Origin of the sequence: Aggregatibacter aphrophilus ATCC 33389 (genome assembly GCF_900636915.1) — a bacterium.
Classification (GTDB): Bacteria; Pseudomonadota; Gammaproteobacteria; order Enterobacterales; family Pasteurellaceae; genus Aggregatibacter; species Aggregatibacter aphrophilus.
Map to the genome: position 1 here is coordinate 99,271 of NZ_LR134327.1, position 22,347 is coordinate 121,617.

Here is a 22,347-nt window from a genome sequence, read left to right on the forward strand (position 1 = left end):
TAATGGCTCGTACAACCCCTATTGAAAGATATCGTAACATTGGTATCAGTGCGCATATTGATGCGGGTAAAACTACTACTACTGAGCGTATCTTGTTCTATACCGGTGTCAGTCACAAAATCGGTGAAGTACACGATGGTGCTGCAACCATGGACTGGATGGAACAGGAACAAGAACGTGGGATTACCATCACCTCTGCGGCAACCACCGCATTCTGGTCAGGTATGTCACAACAATTCCCACAACATCGTATTAACGTTATCGACACCCCGGGACACGTTGACTTTACGGTTGAAGTAGAACGTTCTATGCGTGTTCTTGATGGTGCAGTAATGGTTTACTGTGCAGTTGGTGGTGTTCAACCACAATCTGAAACTGTATGGCGTCAAGCGAACAAATATGAAGTTCCACGTATCGCATTCGTTAACAAAATGGACCGTACCGGTGCAAACTTCTTACGCGTAGTTGATCAATTAAAAACCCGCTTAGGTGCAAATGCAGTTCCTCTTCAACTACCTGTTGGTTCAGAAGAAAACTTTACCGGTGTTGTTGATTTGATCAAAATGAAAGCAATTAACTGGAATGAAGCTGACCAAGGTATGACCTTCACTTATGAAGACATTCCTGCAGATATGCAAGCAGCTTGTGAAGAATGGCGTCAAAACCTTGTTGAAGCAGCTGCAGAAGCTTCTGAAGAGCTAATGGAAAAATACCTTGGTGGTGAAGAATTAACTGAAGAAGAAATCAAAGCAGGTCTTCGTCAACGCGTATTAGCGAATGAAATCATCTTAGTTACTTGTGGTTCCGCATTCAAAAATAAAGGTGTTCAAGCAATGCTTGATGCTGTTGTTGAATACTTACCTGCTCCAACTGATATTCCTGCAATTAAAGGTATCAATCCAGATGAAACAGAAGGTGAACGTCATGCAAGTGATGAAGAACCATTCTCTTCATTAGCATTCAAAATTGCAACTGACCCATTCGTAGGTAACTTGACTTTCTTCCGTGTATATTCTGGTGTAATTAACTCTGGTGATACCGTGTTGAACTCCGTACGTCAAAAACGTGAACGTTTCGGTCGTATCGTTCAAATGCATGCTAACAAACGTGAAGAAATTAAAGAAGTTCGCGCAGGTGATATCGCAGCTGCTATCGGCTTAAAAGATGTAACCACTGGTGATACATTATGTGCTTTAGATGCGCCAATTATCCTTGAGCGTATGGAATTCCCTGAGCCAGTAATTTCTGTTGCGGTAGAACCAAAAACAAAAGCAGACCAAGAAAAAATGGGTATTGCATTAGGACGTCTTGCGCAAGAAGACCCTTCATTCCGTGTTCATACTGACGAAGAATCCGGTGAAACCATTATCTCTGGTATGGGTGAGTTACACTTGGATATCATCGTTGACCGTATGAAACGTGAATTCAAAGTGGAAGCTAACATTGGTAAACCACAAGTATCTTATCGTGAAACTATCCGCACCCGTGTTAACGATGTAGAAGGTAAACATGCAAAACAATCCGGTGGTCGTGGTCAATATGGTCACGTTGTAATCGACTTGTACCCATTAGAGCCAGAAGGTCCAGGCTACGAATTTGTTAACGAAATCAAAGGTGGTGTCATTCCTGGTGAATACATCCCGGCTGTTGACAAAGGTATCCAAGAACAACTTAAATCTGGTCCGTTAGCGGGTTACCCAGTAGTTGATCTAGGTGTTCGTTTACACTTCGGTTCATACCATGATGTTGACTCCTCTGAATTGGCGTTTAAACTTGCCGCATCTTTAGCATTCAAAGCTGCGTTCGCAAAAGCAAACCCTGTTCTACTTGAGCCAATCATGAAAGTTGAAGTAGAAACTCCGCCTGAGTACGTAGGTGACGTAATTGGTGACTTAAGCCGTCGTCGCGCTATGGTGAACGGTCAAGAAGCGAATGAATTCGTTGTTAAAATCGACGCCGAAGTTCCGCTTTCTGAAATGTTTGGTTATGCAACTGACTTACGTTCCCAAACTCAAGGTCGTGCTTCCTACTCAATGGAACCATTGAAATATGCCGAAGCACCGAAAAACGTGGCTGAAGCAGTTATTGAAGCTCGTAAAAAATAATTTTGTTTAACTAATCCACAAGCCATTCCGGCTTGTGGACTTATACATTGAGGAAACTTAATCGTGTCTAAAGAAAAATTTGAACGTACAAAACCGCACGTTAACGTGGGTACAATCGGCCACGTTGACCATGGTAAAACCACTTTAACAGCAGCTATCACAACCGTATTAGCAAAACACTACGGCGGTGCGGCTCGTGCATTCGACCAAATCGATAACGCGCCGGAAGAAAAAGCGCGTGGTATCACCATCAACACATCCCACGTTGAATACGACACTCCAACACGTCACTACGCACACGTTGACTGTCCGGGACACGCCGACTATGTTAAAAACATGATTACCGGTGCGGCGCAAATGGATGGTGCTATCTTAGTAGTAGCAGCAACTGATGGTCCTATGCCACAAACTCGTGAGCACATCTTATTAGGTCGCCAAGTAGGTGTTCCTTACATCATCGTATTCTTAAACAAATGCGACATGGTAGATGACGAAGAGTTATTAGAATTAGTTGAAATGGAAGTTCGTGAACTTCTTTCTCAATATGACTTCCCGGGTGATGATACACCAATCGTACGTGGTTCTGCATTACAAGCGTTAAACGGCGTTGCAGAATGGGAAGAAAAAATCCTTGAATTAGCAAACCACTTAGATACTTACATTCCTGAGCCACAACGTGCTATCGACCAACCGTTCCTTCTTCCAATTGAAGACGTGTTCTCTATCTCCGGTCGTGGTACTGTAGTAACAGGTCGTGTTGAGCGTGGTATCATCCGTACCGGTGATGAAGTTGAAATCGTAGGTATCAAACCGACTGCGAAAACTACCGTAACCGGTGTTGAAATGTTCCGTAAATTACTTGACGAAGGTCGTGCAGGTGAAAACATCGGTGCATTATTACGTGGCACTAAACGTGAAGAAATCGAACGTGGTCAAGTATTGGCTAAACCGGGCTCAATCACTCCGCACACTGATTTCGAATCTGAAGTGTACGTATTATCCAAAGAAGAAGGTGGTCGTCATACTCCATTCTTCAAAGGTTACCGTCCACAATTCTATTTCCGTACAACTGACGTAACCGGTACTATCGAGTTACCGGAAGGCGTGGAAATGGTTATGCCTGGCGATAACATCAAAATGACTGTATCCTTAATCCACCCAATCGCGATGGACCAAGGTTTACGTTTCGCTATCCGTGAAGGTGGCCGTACAGTAGGTGCTGGCGTGGTAGCTAAAATTATCAAATAATTGATAAAGCCGAATTGAAAAGGCGTATCGAATGATACGCCTTTTTGTTTGGTTGGAATTCATAAAATGAATCTCATGAAAACACAATAAAAAATGACCGCACTTTAAATGCAATAAAGTGCGGTTACGATTTTAAATATTTTTAGTGAACTAGCCAAATCTGCTATTTCTTCCAATTCTTCAGCGCATCTGCAAAAGCATTACCCATCGCATTATTTGCTCGCAGATTGCTACGGTCTTGGCGGGCATTATCAGAACGTGGTTTTGCGGATAAAGTGCGGTCAGATTTTCCGTCATTTTTTACCGCACTTTCATCTAAACGCATAGTTAATGCAATACGACGACGCGCTACATCCACTTCCAATACTTTCACTTTCACGACATCACCGGTTTTCACCACTTGATGCGGATCTTCCACAAATTTATCGCTAAGGGAAGAAATATGAACCAAGCCGTCTTGGTGTACGCCAATATCCACAAAAGCACCGAAATTAGTCACGTTGGTTACCGTACCTTCTAAGATCATTCCGGCTTTTAAATCCGTAATTTCTTCCACGCCCTCAGCGAAGGTGGCAGTTTTAAATTCACCGCGAGGATCGCGTCCCGGTTTTTCCAATTCCTTGAAAATATCCTGCACCGTCGGCAAACCAAATTGCTCATCAGTAAACTGTTTTGCATCAAGCTGGCGCACTAAGCCTGCATTGCCCATTAAGTCCTGAATCGATTGCTCCGTCGCTTGTAGAATTTTTTCTACCACCGGATAGGCTTCCGGGTGTACACCAGAGGCATCTAACGGATTATCGCCTGCAGCGATACGCATAAACCCGGCGCATTGCTCGAAGGCTTTAGGGCCTAAACGTGGTACTTTTTTCAGTTGCTCACGGCTGTCAAAACGCCCATTTTCATCACGGTATGTCACAATATTCTGCGCTATCGTTTTGGTCATCCCCGCCACTCGCGCCAATAACGGCACGGAGGCGGTGTTTAAGTCCACGCCTACAGCGTTTACACAGTCTTCCACCACCGCATCCAATTTACGCGCTAATTGGCTTTGATTTACGTCATGCTGATACTGCCCCACGCCAATGGCTTTCGGCTCGATTTTCACCAATTCTGCCAACGGATCCTGTAAACGACGGGCAATGGATACTGCGCCACGCAAGGACACATCCAAATCGGGAAATTCCTGCGCAGCCAATTCAGAAGCGGAATAGACGGAAGCACCCGCTTCGCTCACTACTACTGTTTGTGGTTTATTTTCTTTAATTTCCTTGATCACATCTTTGGCGAAACGCTCTGTCTCGCGAGAGGCAGTCCCATTCCCGATAGCAATCAATTCTACATTATGTTGTTTAATTAATTGGAAAATAGACAACATCGCGCGATCCATCTGCCCGGTATGCGGATAAATGGTATCGGTTGCCAATAGTTTACCGGTGTTATCCACCACGGCCACTTTCACACCGGTACGCAGGCCAGGGTCTAACCCCATCGTATTCTTGGCTCCTGCCGGGGCGGCCATTAAAAGTGCGGTCAGATTTCGGGCAAATACATCAATGGCTTCATCTTCCGCTTTCTCACGTAAGGTCGCCATGAGTTCCGTTTCCAAGTGCAAGGACACTTTAATTTTCCATGTCCACGCAATCACTTGCTCACGCCATTTATCGGCAGGTTGGCCATTAAAACGAACACCTAAATAATCACGAATAATCTCTTCACAATAGCTTTGACGAGTGCCCTCTTCGACCTCCGGGTCCGCACTCAAACTTAACTGTAAAATGCCTTCATTACGGCCGCGGAACATTGCCAAAGCGCGGTGAGACGGCACATTTTTAAGCAATTCCTGGTGTTCAAAATAATCTTGGAATTTTGCCCCTTCTGTCTCTTTGCCCTCAATCACTTTAGAAACGATAAGGGCATTTTTGCTTAAATAATCGCGCACTTTTGCTAACAATCCTGCGTCTTCGGCAAAACGCTCCATCAAAATATAACGAGCGCCATCTAACGCCGTCTTAACGTCTGCCACGCCCTTCTCTGCATTCACATAATCAAGTGCGGTGCTTTCCGGAGCTGTTTTTGACTCGTTCCAAAGTAAATCAGCCAATGGTTCAAGCCCTGCCTCAATGGCAATTTGGCCTTTGGTGCGACGTTTCGGTTTAAACGGTAAATACAAATCTTCCAACTCGGTTTTGCTTTGTGTGGTTTGGATTTTGTCACGCAATTCATCCGTTAATTTGCCTTGTTCTTCAATCGATTTCAGAATAGTTTGCCGACGGTCTTCCAACTCGCGCAAATAAATTAAGCGGGTTTCAAAATGGCGTAATTGCGTATCATCCAAGCCTCCAGTGGCTTCTTTCCGATAGCGGGCAATAAAAGGAATGGTGTTGCCATCGTCTAATAATTGAATAGCGGCAAGAATTTGGCTATCACGCACATTCAATTCCTGCGCGATAAGTTGACTGATTTGTTGATTTAACATTCTGTGTACTTCTTAAGTGGTGAAAAAAACGGACATAGAATACTGTTTTTGGACAAGAGGCTCAAATGTTTGTTCCTTTTTAGGTATAATTTTACGGCACTTGAGGAATTTAACATGGCAAAATCAAATTACATCACCCGTCAAGGCTGGAACGTACTTGACCAAGAATTAAAATTTTTGTGGAAAGAAAAACGCCCTAAGGTGACGCAAGCGGTATCTGACGCAGCGGCACTAGGCGACCGCAGTGAAAATGCAGAATATATTTACGGCAAACGTCGCTTACGCGAAATTGATCGTCGAGTACGTTTTCTCACCAAACGCTTGGAAGTCTTGCAAATCGTGGATTATTCACCAAAGCAAGAAGGTAAAATCTTTTTCGGCGCGTGGGTGGAGTTGGAAAACGAAGACGGCAAAGTTAAACAATATCGGCTGGTCGGTTGCGATGAGTTTGACCCGGCAAAGAATTGGATTTCTATTGATTCACCTGTAGCACGAGCTTTAATTGGCAAAGAGGAAGACGACGAAATTACCGTAGAAACACCTTCCGGCAAAATTCAGCTGTATGTGAATCGCATTTGGTATGAAAAGGTCTGAAATAAAAAGTGCGGTCAAAATCCACCGCACTTTTTTTTGATTAGCTCTCCTTCCCCTCTTCCTGTGTTGAAAAATCCTGCATCATTTTATGCATTTCCTTACAATTTCGGGCAAAAGCACGACAATATGGACAAATCGCCAAGTGCATATAAACTCGACTGTTTTTGAGCAACGAAAGTGGCTTTTCTTGGCTTTCCGAGATTAATTTGGTGACATTTTGACATTTCATGATTTCTACCTTACTTCTTATTATCAAACCAATTACGGGTTAAACAGGCTTGCAACTGTAAACGGGCGCGATATAACAACACATGTAAATTTGACGTAGATAAATCGCACTCTTGGCAAATTTGTTCACTTTTCATTTCAAAATATTCACGCATCATAAACACACGGGCTTGCTGAGCGGGCAAATGTTCCAAACAGGCTTCAAAAATTAACCAAAATTCTTTTTTATACACGTGATTATCTGGTTCCTGCCAGGTTTGCGGAGAAAAATAACCACGATCCCAATGACCATTCTGATCAAAAAAGGCATTAGGTTCATCAGTCTCATCATCGTAAATTTCCGACACATTCACTGTACGCTTACGATAGTTAACCAAATCAATAATTTGATTTTTTAAAATAGCAAAAAACCAGGTTTTCAGCGCAGAAGCCCCTTTAAACGAGGCAGCATGCTGATAAGCCTTCACTAATGTTTCCTGCACCACATCTTCTGCTAAATCTTCATCCCTTAACTGTAAAGTAGCAAACTTAAGCATTTGCTGACGAATATCCTCAATTTGTTGAGATGAAATATGTTGAAAAGAAAATTGCATCTTTGAATCCATTTTAATGAGTAGAAGGGAGTATATTCTATCATTATATAGCGACAACGCACCTACAATATCTCAAAAATAAACAATTATTAGTAACAGGTTAACTTTTGCGAAAAAAAGGACTTGTGACTACAAGTCCAAAAACGATTATTTATAATTATTTAGAGTAAAAATCACATTTTATGATCTTTCATCTCTTTTTCCATTTTATGTTCCATAGACTTGCCGTCTTTCATCATTTTATCTTTTTTATGGTCCATCATTTTGCCATCTTTCATGGTTTTATCCATTTTGTGGTCCATCATGCTACCATCCTTCATCATTTCATGGTTCATAGATTTACTATCATGCATGTCTGCCGCCATAGTTTGAGTCGCTACTGCCATAGTAAATACACCTACTAATGCTGATAACAATGCTGTTTTTTTCATTATAAACTCCTTTATAAGGTAAGGTTGATTATCTTTAATTAGAAATACGTTATCTCATAGAAAAATCATCAGATCTTCCTATTGCTTCATTAGACGGAGTTAAACAATATTTTCTTACAAAAAAATTGAAATTTCTTTTTAAAAATCTTAAACATAAAATATCCATTTGATTATAAAGAATAAAACTTATAGAAATCATACTTAAATAAAGCGATATTTTCGATTTTAGAACATTTTTTCATATCATCGATCTAGAGGTGATACTATTTTCGGTTGAATTATTTTCTTGATGCAGTATCATTTGCGCCCTGCATTTTTTGCAGAATCACATATTCACTGGGTTCCCTAACCCCAATTTAAACTAAAAAGGTAAAACAAATGACACACTCATTTTCGATCTTTAACGATCAACAAAAACGTCGAGCGTTAGTTCTACTCAGTTTCTTTCACATTTTTATCATTGCCGCCAGCAACTATTTCGTGCAAATTCCTTTTGAAGTTCATGTGCCGCTAACACTATTTGGTGCGCAGGAAGACTTCATGTTTCACAGCACCTGGGGAACACTTACTTTCCCGTTTATCTTCTTAGCCACAGATTTAACCGTGCGGGTGTTCGGTGCGAAAGAAGCGCGTTGGATTATTTTTATTGTCATGATTCCCGCGTTAATTATCAGCTACTTGGTTTCTACTCTTTTTTCTGACAGCCAATATCAGGGACTATCCGTATTAAGTGAATTTAACTTATTCGTCTTCCGTATTGCCCTAGCAAGTTTCTGCGCTTATGTATTTGGTCAGTTATTGGATGTGTTGGTGTTTAATCGCTTACGCCAATTGAAAACTTGGTGGATTGCACCAACCAGTTCTATGATATTCGGTTCAATGGCGGATACCTACTTGTTCTTCGCCATTGCATTCTATGCCAGCAGCGATCCATTTATGGCAGAACATTGGATGGAAATTGGTTTTGTGGATTACCTGTTTAAACTCTTTATCGGCTTGCTATTATTCGTGCCGGCTTACGGTGTAGTACTAAACATGATACTCCGTAAAATAAAAGCACTGACGGCGTCCATGCAAACAGAAATGGAGCTGCCACAAAATCAATAACTCTAACAGATAAACAAATGCCCTGAACAATCAGGGCATTTTGCTTTTGAAAGAAGGTTACTTTTGTGCTAAAAGTGCGGTCGGTTTTTCAGCTGTTTCTTCCGTTGCCAAATTCGGCACCGACATGGCTGACTTTAAACCTTCTTCACGTAACTGCTGCGCTGCCGCTTTATCACCCATTTGCTCAAATACATAAGAAGCCATCGTAATGTCATTCGGCTCTAATTTGTCTTTATTAGCAATCAGGTTTTTAAACACTTCATCCGCTTTGGCGAAATCATTGTTACGCACATACAAATAACCCAACGCACGATTGGCGAGGCATTGTGCCGTTGGATTGGCACTTTTTGCCCACTTGCTAACCATTTTTACCAATTTGCTATTGTCTTCCGGTTGCAAACGGCTAATTTGTTTGAATAAACCTTGAGTTAACGGACTATTGTCGTCATCCAAAGTTTTCACCAATTCCAGCATTAATTCATAAGCGGATTCATGATCATTGGCATCAACCAAACGACGAATTAATCCAAGTTTGACGTAAGAATCGTGGCGACGTTTACGTGGTTGCTCATCCCACCAATCCAATAAACCATCCACACCATCTTCATTCATTTTTTCATCTAACAGGCCATCTTCCACCCGGCGTTGTAATTTTTCAAACTCTTCGGCGGAATACAAACCGGATTTTTCCACTTGCTCAAGAATATTGTCCAAGGCTTGATAAGCTTTCGATTTCAAATAAATATCCACTGCCAATTTCAACACTTCTTTGTTACGGCTTGCCATAATTAACAGGCTATCTACTGAACTACGAGCTGCTGGTAATTTATTTTGTTGCAATAAAATACGGGTGCGGGCAATTTCTAAAATGAGACTATCTGTGCCGGCGATTTCCGTGGCTTGAATCAAATAACGATTGGCACTGAACTCATCGCCGCGCTGTTGTGCAGCTTCAGCTGCTTTAATGAAGTTCAACACCGGCTCATCGGAATGTTTGGCATTCTTGCCAATGAGTTTTTCCGCTTTGGAATAATCCCCTTCATCCATACGCATTAACCCTTCCAAGGTTTGTTTTTGCGCCTTCACACGCTTACGGCGAGAAAACCAACTGTAAGTGTTATTACTTAGGTTACAAAAACGGCTAATCGCCGCTTCAATGCTATACACCACGGCCAACGAAATCACGAAGAAAATCACTAAAGTGGTAAGAGACATTTCGATGATGTGATTGGTCGTTTCAATACGGACATAACCTTGCTTGCCAGATAAATACGGTCCGGCAATTAACCCAGCCAATAATAACAACATTAAAAATAGCGCTCTAATCATGGTCTATTTCTCCTATTGTTGCTCGGCTTGGTTAGGGGTTGCAGGTTCTGCGCTGACATCATTTCCCTTCGTCGTATGACTTTCGTCTTTATTTTCTGTCGGCGTGGCATTTTCCGGATCTAAATCTTTATCGGCAGAAAGGGTTATTCTTTGTATTTCTTGTGGCTGTTTATCTAACAACTTATCTAATGCATTTAAACTGCTTAATTGTGTCGGCACATCCACATAAATGGATTGTTCCGCCAATTCATCCAGTTTTTTCAGGAAGTTTTGCGCTACTTCCGTGCTGGTATCAAAATAAGTACGAATCCAAGACGCCACCGTTTCTAAAGACTGTTTATACAAATCATCTTGCTGGCGCGGTACGGCTAAAATGGCGATTTGTAAACGCAAGCGAATATTTTCCCGCAAGTAAATATCTTGATTCGGCGCCAATAACGCTTTGCTGTCGACCTTTTTCGGTGTGATACGAATAAAATGATTTAAAAAAGAGACCGCACTTTTTTCTGCGTTTTCTTTCCAGTCATCTAAAGAATCTGTGAGCTTGTCTTGACTTGGATCTTCATCAAAATTTACATTGAGGACATTCAATTCATCAACATCATTCGCCAATTGAGACAACTGCTGCATGATAGCGTTTTGATCCACATTATTCAGCGACAACAAGTTTTTTAAATCGGCATGAATAGCACTACGCACCGCTGCCACTGCAGGTAGTGACACTTTAGACAGAGTTTCATCAGCAACTTTTAACAGTGACACACTAGTGTCCACATCGTTATCCAACACTAATTTCCGTAATGCATTGTTCAATAAGAAATCTGCTTCGGTAAGCAACCAATCATTCGGTTGCTCCGCTTTGCTTTGATTAGCTAAACGCTGAACTTGTTGTTGCAATGCGGATAAATGTTGTTCTTTAGCAGCCAATTCTTGATTCAATGCACTGATTTGATCACTCGCCACTTGAGAAAATTCTGCTAACTTCGCTAGTTGGCTTTTTTCTGCATCAAAATTTGGCAAATTAATAGGCTCAACGGCATTTTTTTGCTGAAGTTGGGTTTGAAGTGCGGTCAGTTTTTGCTGCATTTCATCAACTTGTTGTTGCCCGAAGTAATAGCCGGCACCGCCCAGCCCAAGAGCAATCAAAATGGCCAACAACCCCAAAGCGGAACCGGTTTTCTTCACAATAACGGTTTCTTTCGGTGTAACCTTGGCTCCTGAAGGATGTGTATTTTCTTTCTCTTCGTGTTGCATGGTCGCTAGTTTATCCTCTGCGTTGATTTCAACCTGTTCATTTTCTGTCGCGTCTTGTTTCGCTAAATCAAGATCCTCATTGACGTCAATTTTGTGTTCAATTTCCGCATTATTTTTCGGATGATTCGATTTCTTGTTAGCCATATTGATTACCTATTAAAAGAGAAATGTTGCTTTAACGACATTGTAGCAAAGTTTGTAATAACGTTTGATTATCCGCACGAGGTGAAACAATCACATTCTGCCAGCCTAACGCCTGCGCCAAATGGGAAATTCTCTCACTCACTGTAATAAGTTGACAACTTTTTAACCAATTATGTTCATTTTGTGGTACAAAATCCACTAATTGTGTCAGGATTTCCGCGCTGGTAGCCACAATGGTTTGAACACCGGCACGCTTACAAAGACTGGTCTCCGTACTATTATAAACAATAGGTTCTCTTCGATAACATTCGACAATCTCAACGTTAGCACCGCGTTGTTGCGCTTGTTCTGAGAGTAACTCACGTCCGCCGTTACCGCGTAAAATTAATATCGTTTTGCCTTGTAAATTCTGCATTGCAGCAAGTTGTAACACACCCTCACTATTTTCTTGAGTTATAGGATAATGCACCGCTAAGGTCGTTATCATCGCAAAATGCTGTGCCGTACCTTGCCCAACTGTGAAATATTGCAAATCATCACGCCATACAAAGCCGGTGTTTTTTAACGCTTTGTCGGCAAAATCCACCGCACTTTTCGAGACAGCAAACACATAATCACCTGCTTTCAATTGTGCAAATTTGTTCGGTAACCCATTCAGTTCTGCGCCGGCTTCAATATTAAATAAGGGCAAATGAATGGCAACCACTCCGGCCTTTGCCAACATATCAACCAACTGTTGCCCGCGTTCATCAGGACGAGTTACCAAAACGGCCATACTTACATCCAATACCTATGAGTAAATCGACTGCAAAATTTTGTCGGCACCTTGTGCCAAAAGCTGTTCGGCAATTTGCACACCTAAAACGTCCGCATTTTTCACCGCACTTTTGCCTTCCGCCCGAATAATTTGTGAGCCGTCAACATTACCTACTAAGGCTCTTAAATACAATTGCTCCTGTTGCAACACTGCATAACCGCCAATCGGCACTTGGCAACCACCCTGCAAATGATTATTCATGGCGCGTTCCGCCAGCACACAACAAGTGGTTTCCGCATCAGCTAACGGCGCTAACAATTTTTGCACTTGAACATCATCAGTACGACATTCAATCCCAACGGCACCTTGTCCGGCTGCGGGTAAGGATTGTTCGACTTCAATAAAAGACGCGATACGATCTGCCAAACCTAAACGAATGAGGCCGGCAGAAGCTAAAATAATCGCGTCATAATCGCCGTTATCTAACTTACTTAAACGCGTCCCCACATTGCCGCGCAAAGAACGAATATCCAAATCAGGGCGTAAAGCTTTCAATTGACATTGACGACGCAAACTCGATGTTCCGACCACCGCACCTTGCGGCAACTCAGCAAAAGTGCGGTAAGAATTAGAAACAAATGCATCACGCGGATCTTCACGTTTGCAAATTACTGCTAACCCCAACCCTTCGGGAAATTGCATCGGTACATCTTTCATGGAGTGCACAGCAATATCCGCTTCCTTATTTAACAAGGCATTTTCTAACTCTTTGACAAATAACCCTTTGCCACCAATTTTTGCCAGCGGTGAATCCAAAATGACATCGCCTTTTGTCACCATTGGCACCAATTCGACGATTAAATCGGGATATAACTGTTGCAGACGGTCTTTCACATAATTTGCTTGCCATAACGCCAACGGACTTTGGCGGGTGGCAATTTTCAAGGTTTTTTCAAACATAATAACAACATATTGATCTTATCTAACGAGCCTTATCCTATCACTGTTAGCGCCAAAAGTCAGTTTCCATTTAATTTTTTTGCTTTCCATCTACACTGGTGATAGAGTAAGCGCCAACTAAGTATTACCGTCGTAAAAAAACAGGATGTTACTTGAAGTTTGATCTCAATAAAGCTAAAAAACGCGTGGACTATTTAGATAAGTTGCGCATTCAGCGAGCTTTATCAGATACACCTGAATCCTTTCAACAGGTTTTCAAGCTCATCCCGTTGTTGCTCCATTTTAATCATCCGAATTTACCTGGCTATGTTCCTGATGCTCCAACAGGGATTGCTAATTTCTGTCCGAATAAATTCCAACAGGAATACCTTTCTCATATTCTCGATACGGAAAACATTAAAAACTTTTTAAAAAAGCACCGTACTTTCGAGTCTGAAACTATCCTTGGCGTCTATGTTATGGGCAGCATTGCTTCCATTGCCCAAACGCCACAATCTGATTTGGACATTTGGCTTTGTCATCGAGAAGACTTGAGCCCGTCAACGCGCAAACTCTTACAACAAAAGGCCGAATGTATTCAACAATGGGCAAAGCGGTTTAACGTAGAAATTAATTTCTATTTGATGGATCAAAAACGTTTCCGTTGCTTCCGTTATTCCGATCCTATTGATAGCGAGAACTGTGGTTCAGCACAATACATGTTGTTACTTGATGAATTTTACCGTTCTGTGATTCGCCTTGCGGGTAAACCGTTATTATGGCTGCATTTACTCATTGAAAATGAAGCTGACTACGAAGCGGAAATCGAACGCTTAACGCAAACGCAACAACTAGATTTAAACGATTGGGTTGATTTCGGCGGTTTAGGCACATTGTCTGCCAATGAATATTTTGGTGCAACCTTATGGCAGTTATACAAAGGGATTGATTATCCTTATAAATCCCTGCTCAAAATTTTGTTATTGGAAACCTATTCTTGGCGTTATCCGAACACCTATTTGATTTCTCGCGAATTCAAGCAAGCCTTGCTGAATGGTGAACTAAAAGAGGAGCATGAATTTGATCCCTATTTGGCCATGTTGCAACGGGTAACAGCCTATTTAACCAACCAAAAAGAATATAAACGACTGGATTTCGTGCGTTGTTGTTTTTATATCAAAGTCCATCAAAATGAAGTGGAGCCGGGCAAAAGCAATTGGCGTTTGGATGCCTTACTCAAACTCACTCAACAATGGGGCTGGAATTGTGGACAATTAGAGTTATTAAATCAACGTCAAGACTGGAAAATTAAACAAACCAAGAAAATGCATAATGACTTGATTAAGTTCTTGATGTTGAGCTATCGCAATTTAGTGAATTTTGCCCGCAAACATCAGGTAAATGTTAGCATTATGCCGCAAGATATGAGCATATTAACCCGTAAACTTTATACTGCGTTTGAAGAATTGCCGGGTAAAGTCACGTTGCTCAATCCGCAGCTTGCAGTGGATTTATCAGAACGTCATCTCACCTTTATTGAAGTGCACAATAACCATCAATTTAAAGACGGTTGGTATGTGATTAACCAAACACCGGATATTCGTGGTTTTAGCCGTTCACGTTATACGGAATATAACGAAAGTCTAAATAAATTAGTGGCTTGGGCTTATTTCAACCGCCTACTGACCGCCAATACTGAGCTGTTTATTGCCAGTGAAAATGTCGAACTCAAGACCCTACGTCAGTTTGTCACTGACCTACGCTTGACTTTCCCTATTGAAGCACCACTCGCCAGTAACTCCGATCTCAGCCATCCTTGCGAAATTCGTAGTCTCGCAGTCATCATTAATTTGACCCAAGATCCGACCCGGCATTTAACGGAAATTAAGCCGAGTATTCAATCCAGTGACTTATTCAGTTTCGGGCCGAATGAAGAAAGTTTGGTCGGTAGCATTGATCTCACTTATCGCAATGTCTGGAACGAAGTCCGGACATTACATTTTGAAGGACCAAATGCCATTTTGTTGGCATTAAAAGTGCTTTCTAACAAAATTTATCGAGGAGCGCCATTGCCGAAACTGGTGCAGGTATTTTGTTACAGTCGTTATTATCGTCGCGCCTTGCGTCGTATTGTGACTACCTTAATCAATAAATGTATCAGTATTCAAATCGGTGCCACCCAGCCACCAAAAAATAATTTATTGCGTGTTGCGGGAAAAAACTGGCAATTCTTCTTTGAAGAGCGCGGCATCAGTCTGCAAGAAATTCACAATGCCGAACTCCCTAAAACGAGACAACTTGACACCGCACTTAACTATAAAGTGAATGCCACTTACCCGGCTATGGTGAAACACCATAAATACCCTCATGAAATCGATATGTTTGCCAGCGAGGGGTTCTTGCAATTCTTCTTTGAAGATAATCCGAATGGTAGCTTCAATGTGTACATTTTAGATGAGCTGAATCGTATCGAGGTTTATCGCAACTGTGATGGCACGAAAGATAAAAAAATTCACGAAATTAACCGAATTTATCAATCTTCAGGCTTGGATGAAAATGAGAATCCGTATAAAATCGTACAACGTGATTTCAATTATCCACAATTTTACCAACTATTAACGACAAAAGACGGGATCACTATCGTGCCGTTCCATAGTCGCCTAGCCTTAGCTTAAGGGGTTCACATGACTGATAAATTAAAAGTATTAATTATTGACGATCATCCGTTAATGCGTCGAGGAATCAAACAACTTGTTGAATTGGAAGAAGGTTTTGAAGTAGTAGGTGGTGCAGGAAATGGCAGTGAAGGCATCAACTTGGCATTAAAAACCTCGCCTGATCTCATTATTTTAGATCTGAATATGAAAGGGTTGTCCGGCTTAGACACGCTAAAAGCCCTAAGAGCCGAAGGCGTGGATGCGCGAATTGTGATCTTAACCGTATCTGACGCTAAAAGTGACATTTTCACCTTAATTGATGCCGGTGCCGACGGTTATTTATTAAAAGACACCGAACCCGACACTTTGCTTTCCCAGCTTAAACGCATCGCACAAGGCGAAGTGATTTTAAGCGACTCCATTAAAAACTTACTGATTGAACGTCAATCTTCCCAAGAGCCGATTTATTCCTTAACGGATCGTGAAATGGATGTGCTACGTTTAATCGCTACTGGTCTATCCAATAAACAAATCGCCGGTCAATTATTCATTTCGGAAGAAACCGTAAAAGTACATATCCGCAATCTATTACGCAAACTCAACGTACATTCCCGCGTGGCTGCCACTGTGTTGTATTTTGAACATAAAAACGGGTAACGCCCTTTTCCATCGAAAAATAGCCGGTTTTCTGCCGGCTATTTTTTTGAAGATACACCTTGACCGACCTCAAGAAATTTTTTGAAAATCCACCGCACTTTACATTGCAGGGCCTTAGCCTAAAAGGTACACTACAAACGTTTAATTTTGGGGTAAATATGAAGCAATCAGGCAATAAAATAACAGATTGGTTAGTTCGTACAATTTTATTCTGTTGTCTCTTTTGGCAACCGTTGGCATGGGCCGAGCATGGTGTAGATTTGCAAATTAACGGCATCAAAGACAAAAAACTCGATGAAAATGTACGTATTTATGTAGATGCCATTGAAAAAGAAGAAAGAGACGGTTCAGAACACTATCAAGAGTTAGTTCGTCAGGCAGTGAATAAAGGCTTACGTGCCTTTGGTTATTATGAAAACACTGTCAGCTTTACATTAAAAAATCGTACTAAGCCCAATAAACCACAACTGATTGCCCATGTGAATGTCGGCAAACCCGTCCGAATTGCTGCCACCGATGTCGTTATTGAAGGTGACGCCAAAGGTGATCCCGAATTTACCAAATTAGAAACACAAGTCCCAAAAGCCGGCACCATTCTTAATCACGAAACCTACGACGATTATAAAAGTAAGCTCCAGCAATTAGCCTTAACCCGAGGTTATTTCGATGCGGAATTTATCAATTCGCGATTAGAAGTCATGCCTTCCATTTATCAAGCATGGTGGAAACTCAATTTTGATAGCCACAAACGTTATCATTACGGTCAAATTAACTTCCTGCACGCGCAAATTCGTGAAGAATATTTGCGCAATATGTTGAATATTAAACCCGGTGAAGATTATTTATTGAATGATCTTTCTACACTCAACAACAACTATTCTTCCACAAACTGGTTTAGTTCTGTGTTATTGCAACCCCACCTCAAAGAGGAAACCAAAACAGTTGATTTAGACGTGCTACTGTATCCGCGCAAAAAAAATATTATGAGTGTCGGGATAGGCTACTCCACTGATGTTGGCCCTCGCCTACAATGGAGTTGGACAAAACCTTGGATTAACGATCGCGGGCATAGCGTTAGAAGCAATATTTATCTTTCTTCACCGAAACAAACCATTGAATTAACTTACAAACAACCGTTGTTAAAAAACCCGTTGAATTATTATTATGAATATTCAGCAGGTTTCGAAAATGAAAATAAAAATGACACCAAAACCACAGCCTCGACTTTCGCGGCCCTGCGTTATTGGAACCACCCTACCGGCTGGCAATATTCTCTCGGTTTACGGGTGCGTCATGATTCCTTTACGCAAGCGGATATTTCCGACAAAACTTTACTGCTCTACCCAACGGCATCTTTAACCCGTACTCGTTTACGCGGCGGCGCGTTTCCTGACTGGGGAGACTCGCAACGGATTACTGTAGATTTAGGGCGTAAACTTTGGTTATCGGACGTGGATTTTTTCAAAATTCAAGGTTCTACTGCCTGGATTCGAACCTACGCGCAAAACCACCGTTTTCTGACCCGTTTAGAGGTCGGCATACTGAACACCGCCAATATCCACCGCATTCCACCCGCCTTGCGTTTCTTTGCTGGCGGCGATCGTAGTGTGCGCGGCTACGGATACAAAAAAATCTCACCGAAAGATCGCAACGGCAAGCTCATCGGTGGTTCACGCTTACTTACCGGCTCCGTCGAATATCAATATCAGGTTTATCAAGATTGGTGGCTGGCCACATTTGTAGATAGCGGGTTGGCGGCTAATTCTTTTAATCCGAACGAATTACGTTATGGCACCGGTGTTGGTGTGCGTTGGGCATCGCCTGTCGGAGCAATTAAATTTGATATTGCCACGCCAGTGCACGATAAAGACAACAGTAAAAATATTCAATTTTATATCGGGCTTGGCGCCGAAATATAAACAGGCAAACGGATAACCTCAATGACAGAACATACGGAACAAGCATCTCAAACCGAAAAACCAAAAACAAAGAAAAAATCCCTTTGGCGTCGTGTTATATGCATCATAAGTGCGGTCATTTTTTTGCCCGTTTTTACGCTACTTGGTCTGCTCGCTACGCAAAGCGGACAACATAAACTCATCCAATGGACCGATGCCCTGTTTGATGAACTTTCTATTGAACAGATAGAGGGGAATTTGAGCGAAGGGTTGGTGCTAAAGAATCTCCGTTTCCATACGGCCGGTATGAACACACAAGTGACAGCAGCCCGCCTACAAATGCAACTAAGCTGTTTATGGCATTTGGATCTTTGTATTGACGATGTCACCTTACAACAACCTACCATTCAAATTGACACAGCTTCATTGCCCCCCTCGGAAGACAAGCTGAACACTGAAAATGCACCGATGAAGCGGATTCAACTGCCTATCGGCATAGCCATTCATCAGCTTGCTATTCACGATCTGAGCCTAATCATTGATAAGCATAAAATGACCTTGGGTACCTTTCAAACAGCTGCGTCTCTGAATAATGAAACCGGTTTAACGTTGGCACCGACAAACATTCACGATTTTGCTTTTATCAGCGCAACCGGTGATAACACAGAAAACGAAACCAAGCCGCAACCCCAAGCGAGATCAAACAAACCCATTGATTGGGTAAGCTTAGAACAAACCCTTAGCCAACCGCTTCTTACCGATTTAGGACAAATCGAGTTGCCTTTTGATATGCATATTCAAGGTATTCACGGCAAAAATTGGCAATACCAAGCCCTTAACACAAAAGGCGAAAGTGAATTAGAGATTCAAGTCACCTCCGCAGAACTCTTGGCGGATGCTACCGACGATAAGGTGCAATTGCAGACATTTGATGTGAAAAGTTCGCTCGGCGATGTACAGGCAAACGGGCAACTACAGCTTCAAGAAGACTTTCCGCTACAACTGAAGCTCAACGCCGATTTGCAAACCTTAAAACAGAATAATGCGGTGTTGTTGACGGCAACGAAAGTGAATTTAGAACTGTCAGGAATGCTAAAAAAACAGACCGCACTTTTGTTTCAAACTCAAGGCGTGTTAGATGCTGAACTCCATGTAGAGACCCAACTTGCCACCCCAAAAACGCCGTTAAACTTGAAATTAGCCATTGCTCGTGGGCAATATCCGTTTGAAGGAAAAGATCCGTTAAAAATAAAAGGCGTTAATTTAGCCATAAACGGCGATCTATTAGCCTCTCAAATTCAGTTAAACGGCGCTGTCAGTGGCATGGGTATTCCTGTCAACAGTCTTGATTTACAGGCTGTCGGCCATTTATCCAACATTGAAATAAATCATTTGAAACTCAACGCGTTAGATGGTTCAGCCGAACTTAAAGGCGATGTCAATTGGCGCGATGGGGTGGAGTGGGACAGTCACCTACAATTAGCCAAAATGAATCTCGGCACTTATTTATCGGCCTTCCCGGCAGTGCTATCCGGCCAATTAAGCTCACAAGGCAAAGCCAATCAACGCGGTTGGCAGGTGGCCGTACCGCAATTAGACATTCAAGGCACGCTTGCACAACGTCCACTCACCTTGCGAGGAGACTTAACCGCCGATGACCAACAAGGTTTAAATATCCCTAAGTTATCATTAACTTATGGTGAAAATAAGATTAATGCGCAAGGGGCTATCGGTAAACAATCAGATTTCACTTTGAATATTAACGCCCCGAATTTACGCGGGTTGTGGGCGGATTTATCTGCAGGATTCAGCGGTAAAATAAAATTAAACGGCGATATCACTCACCCTTTGATTTATGTAGATCTCATCGGCAATCAGATTGCTTTTCAGCACATGCATTTGAATCAAGCCGTAGTAAAAGGACAAATCAACGGTGCGGAGCGCATTAAAGGTCAGTTGGATATTCACCTAAATGGTTTTAACTATAACGATATTAATGTCAACCAAGTCAAACTTTCTGCCACAGGGGATGAGCAAAAACATTCACTACAACTGATTTCCGATGGAGATCCGCTAGCCGCAAACCTCAATTTAACCGGAAATTTTGACCGCACTTTACAGCGTTGGCAAGGCACCTTAAGCCAATTCATGATTAAATCGGAATTTGGCAATTTCCAAACAAATCATAATGTTGCGGTAACCTTTGATAATAAAACAACGGAAACGGCAATCTCCGCCCACTGCTGGATTCACAGCAACACGGATGTCTGTTTCCCGCACGCCTTCAAAGTGGGCGTCAACGGCGATGTACCATTTGAAATCAAACGTTTTGACTTCGCGTTAGTGAATAAAATCTTGGTGCAGGAGCTACTCACAGGGAATTTGACCGGCAAAGGACGCGTGGCTTGGTTTAGCAATAAGCCGCTGTCGGCGGAATTACAACTGAAGGGGAATCATCTCTCCCTTACTCAAAAACTGGATCGTCGCACAATCAAATTAGATTTTCCGCAAATAAGCCTTAACGGAAATTTAACCAATAATAACTTGGCTCTCAAATCAGAAGTGAACGTTCAAAACCAAGGCAAAATCAGCACTGATTTAACATTACAAGATATCCCCAATGGACGTAAATTAGGTGGTTCCTTTCATATTCACAACCTAGATTTAAGCCTCGCCAATCAATTGCTGGCCAATGATGAAAAAGTCAACGGCGAACTCAAAACCAACCTGACATTAGGCGGTAACCTGAATGCACCAACCTTAAATGGAAGCATCAATTTAAATAAACTCACAGCCCAAATTCATTCCCTGCCGTTTGATATTAAAGACAGCGAACTGGCATTACACTTTGCCGGCACCAGCTCTACCTTAAAAGGTTACTTACAAACGGAAGATAGCCGACTCAATCTTAGTGGCGATGCCAACTGGAAAAATATCAATGATTGGTACACCCGCCTGCACGCCCAAGCGGATCAATTTAAGGTGAATATTCCGTCCATGGCGAGATTAAAAATCAGTCCGGATGTGGAAATCAGCGCCTCACCGAAATTATTAGAATTATCCGGTAACGTGGATATTCCATGGGCTCGAATTGCGATTGAAGCCTTACCTGACAGCGCAGTAGCAGTGAGTTCCGATGAGGTTATTTTAGACGGCAATACGCCAAGAAAATTGCCTCAAACCATCCCTTCAGAAACGAAGGGCGGCATGGAAATCAGATCGGATCTAAAAATCAAGATTGGCGATGATGTGAGCCTGAACGCTTACGGCTTAAAAACCCATCTGCACGGTTTATTATCCGTTCAGCAAGAAAAGGGCAATTTAGGGTTATATGGTGAAGTTAATTTGAAAAATGGTCACTATGCTTCTTTTGGTCAAGATTTATTAATTCGCAAAGGATTAATCAGTTTTGTAGGACAACCATCACAACCATCTTTAAACATTGAAGCCATTCGTAATCCGGAAGCTATGGAAGACAGTAGCATTACCGCTGGAATAAAAGTGACCGGCATTGCCACAGCACCAAGTGTGACTATTTTCTCCGAACCTGGAATGCCACAAGATCAGGCACTTTCCTACATTTTAACCGGTCGTTCCTTAGAAAACAGCAGTGATTCAACTTCTAGTGGTTCCGTAGGTGCCGCGCTATTAGGTATGGGATTGGCAAAAACAGGTAATGTCGTCGGTGGCATTGGCAAAGCATTCGGTATCAAAGACCTTAACCTCGGTACACAAGGGGTTGGCGATAGCTCAAAAGTAGTGGTGAGCGGCAGTATTACTCCACGTTTGCAAGTGAAATACGGCGTTGGGCTATTTGACGGCTTAGCCGAAGTAACATTGCGTTATCGCTTGTTGCCACAACTTTATGTACAATCCGTCTCAGGTGTTAATCAGGCTTTTGACTTACTCTATCAGTTTGAATTTTAG

16 protein-coding genes are annotated in these 22,347 nt (G+C 42.1%); 8 read left to right on the forward strand and 8 right to left on the reverse strand.

All coding sequences use genetic code 11. The annotated features are described in order from the left end of the window. Positions 1–2 precede the first annotated feature (2 nt). Together fusA and tuf are read left to right on the forward strand one after the other, a co-directional pair. Positions 3–2,105 (forward strand): elongation factor G, encoded by a 2,103-nt coding sequence (gene fusA, locus EL144_RS00540; RefSeq protein ID WP_005704767.1) that lies wholly within the window; start codon positions 3–5, stop codon positions 2,103–2,105. Positions 2,106–2,168: 63 nt separating this feature from the next. Beyond that, positions 2,169–3,353: an elongation factor Tu gene (tuf, locus tag EL144_RS00545; RefSeq protein WP_005702465.1), complete on the forward strand. Its 1,185-nt coding sequence runs from the start codon at positions 2,169–2,171 to the stop codon at positions 3,351–3,353. 163 nt (positions 3,354–3,516) lie between these two features. On the opposite strand, the gene EL144_RS00550 is transcribed toward tuf, so the two are convergent. Further along, positions 3,517–5,832: a Tex family protein gene (locus EL144_RS00550; RefSeq protein WP_005702811.1), complete on the reverse strand. Its 2,316-nt coding sequence runs from the start codon at positions 5,830–5,832 to the stop codon at positions 3,517–3,519. Positions 5,833–5,946: 114 nt separating this feature from the next. On the opposite strand from EL144_RS00550, the gene greB reads away from it, so the two are divergent. Further along, complete coding sequence (greB, locus tag EL144_RS00555) at positions 5,947–6,426, forward strand: transcription elongation factor GreB (protein WP_005702812.1); 480 nt, start codon at positions 5,947–5,949, stop codon at positions 6,424–6,426. Positions 6,427–6,466: 40 nt separating this feature from the next. On the opposite strand, the gene EL144_RS00560 is transcribed toward greB, so the two are convergent. The 3 genes from EL144_RS00560 to EL144_RS00570 form a co-directional block, all read right to left on the reverse strand. Further along, a complete protein-coding gene (locus EL144_RS00560; protein ID WP_032994717.1) occupies positions 6,467–6,655 on the reverse strand; it encodes a zf-HC2 domain-containing protein in 189 nt (62 codons plus the stop codon). Positions 6,656–6,665: 10 nt separating this feature from the next. Next, positions 6,666–7,247 (reverse strand): sigma-70 family RNA polymerase sigma factor, encoded by a 582-nt coding sequence (locus tag EL144_RS00565; RefSeq protein WP_005702813.1) that lies wholly within the window; start codon positions 7,245–7,247, stop codon positions 6,666–6,668. Between the two features lie 173 nt (positions 7,248–7,420). Next, a complete protein-coding gene (locus EL144_RS00570) occupies positions 7,421–7,612 on the reverse strand; it encodes a hypothetical protein (protein ID WP_404799774.1) in 192 nt (63 codons plus the stop codon). 444 nt (positions 7,613–8,056) lie between these two features. On the opposite strand from EL144_RS00570, the gene EL144_RS00575 reads away from it, so the two are divergent. After that, positions 8,057–8,785: a 7-cyano-7-deazaguanine/7-aminomethyl-7-deazaguanine transporter gene (locus EL144_RS00575; RefSeq protein WP_005702816.1), complete on the forward strand. Its 729-nt coding sequence runs from the start codon at positions 8,057–8,059 to the stop codon at positions 8,783–8,785. Positions 8,786–8,842: 57 nt separating this feature from the next. Here the strand turns inward: EL144_RS00575 and EL144_RS00580 are convergent, their stop codons facing one another. The 4 genes from EL144_RS00580 to hemC are packed head-to-tail and all read right to left on the reverse strand — an operon-like array spanning position 8,843 to position 13,229. Continuing rightward, complete coding sequence (locus EL144_RS00580) at positions 8,843–10,114, reverse strand: heme biosynthesis protein HemY (protein WP_005702817.1); 1,272 nt, start codon at positions 10,112–10,114, stop codon at positions 8,843–8,845. Positions 10,115–10,126: 12 nt separating this feature from the next. Then, positions 10,127–11,512 (reverse strand): uroporphyrinogen-III C-methyltransferase, encoded by a 1,386-nt coding sequence (locus tag EL144_RS00585; protein ID WP_005702818.1) that lies wholly within the window; start codon positions 11,510–11,512, stop codon positions 10,127–10,129. A gap of 31 nt (positions 11,513–11,543) precedes the next feature. Continuing rightward, positions 11,544–12,287: a uroporphyrinogen-III synthase gene (locus EL144_RS00590; RefSeq protein WP_005702819.1), complete on the reverse strand. Its 744-nt coding sequence runs from the start codon at positions 12,285–12,287 to the stop codon at positions 11,544–11,546. Between the two features lie 15 nt (positions 12,288–12,302). Beyond that, on the reverse strand, positions 12,303–13,229 hold the full coding sequence (gene hemC / locus EL144_RS00595) for a hydroxymethylbilane synthase (RefSeq protein WP_005702820.1): 927 nt from the start codon (positions 13,227–13,229) through the stop codon (positions 12,303–12,305). A gap of 152 nt (positions 13,230–13,381) precedes the next feature. Between hemC and EL144_RS00600 the strand changes: the two genes are divergently transcribed. Genes EL144_RS00600 through tamB form a run of 4 tightly spaced genes read left to right on the forward strand, consistent with a single transcriptional unit; the run spans position 13,382 to position 22,347 of the window. Further along, on the forward strand, positions 13,382–15,883 hold the full coding sequence (locus EL144_RS00600; protein ID WP_005702822.1) for a class I adenylate cyclase: 2,502 nt from the start codon (positions 13,382–13,384) through the stop codon (positions 15,881–15,883). A 9-nt stretch (positions 15,884–15,892) separates the two neighbouring features. After that, a complete protein-coding gene (gene narL, locus EL144_RS00605; protein WP_005702823.1) occupies positions 15,893–16,522 on the forward strand; it encodes a two-component system response regulator NarL in 630 nt (209 codons plus the stop codon). 59 nt (positions 16,523–16,581) lie between these two features. After that, positions 16,582–18,441 (forward strand): autotransporter assembly complex protein TamA, encoded by a 1,860-nt coding sequence (tamA, locus tag EL144_RS00610; protein WP_005702824.1) that lies wholly within the window; start codon positions 16,582–16,584, stop codon positions 18,439–18,441. Between the two features lie 21 nt (positions 18,442–18,462). Next, positions 18,463–22,347, forward strand: a complete 3,885-nt coding sequence (tamB, locus tag EL144_RS00615) for an autotransporter assembly complex protein TamB (RefSeq protein WP_050332622.1) — start codon at positions 18,463–18,465, stop codon at positions 22,345–22,347.

Coding starts and splice junctions, on each gene's coding strand:
- EL144_RS00590 (WP_005702819.1), bottom strand. CDS start 12,287: ATGGCCGTTTTGGTAACTCGTCCTGATGAACGCGGGCAACAGTTGGTT.
- EL144_RS00580 (WP_005702817.1), bottom strand. CDS start 10,114: ATGATTAGAGCGCTATTTTTAATGTTGTTATTATTGGCTGGGTTAATT.
- EL144_RS00585 (WP_005702818.1), bottom strand. CDS start 11,512: ATGGCTAACAAGAAATCGAATCATCCGAAAAATAATGCGGAAATTGAA.
- narL (WP_005702823.1), top strand. CDS start 15,893: ATGACTGATAAATTAAAAGTATTAATTATTGACGATCATCCGTTAATG.
- greB (WP_005702812.1), top strand. CDS start 5,947: ATGGCAAAATCAAATTACATCACCCGTCAAGGCTGGAACGTACTTGAC.
- hemC (WP_005702820.1), bottom strand. CDS start 13,229: ATGTTTGAAAAAACCTTGAAAATTGCCACCCGCCAAAGTCCGTTGGCG.
- EL144_RS00565 (WP_005702813.1), bottom strand. CDS start 7,247: ATGCAATTTTCTTTTCAACATATTTCATCTCAACAAATTGAGGATATT.
- EL144_RS00575 (WP_005702816.1), top strand. CDS start 8,057: ATGACACACTCATTTTCGATCTTTAACGATCAACAAAAACGTCGAGCG.
- tamB (WP_050332622.1), top strand. CDS start 18,463: ATGACAGAACATACGGAACAAGCATCTCAAACCGAAAAACCAAAAACA.
- EL144_RS00560 (WP_032994717.1), bottom strand. CDS start 6,655: ATGAAATGTCAAAATGTCACCAAATTAATCTCGGAAAGCCAAGAAAAG.
- fusA (WP_005704767.1), top strand. CDS start 3: ATGGCTCGTACAACCCCTATTGAAAGATATCGTAACATTGGTATCAGT.
- EL144_RS00550 (WP_005702811.1), bottom strand. CDS start 5,832: ATGTTAAATCAACAAATCAGTCAACTTATCGCGCAGGAATTGAATGTG.
- EL144_RS00570 (WP_404799774.1), bottom strand. CDS start 7,612: ATGGCGGCAGACATGCATGATAGTAAATCTATGAACCATGAAATGATG.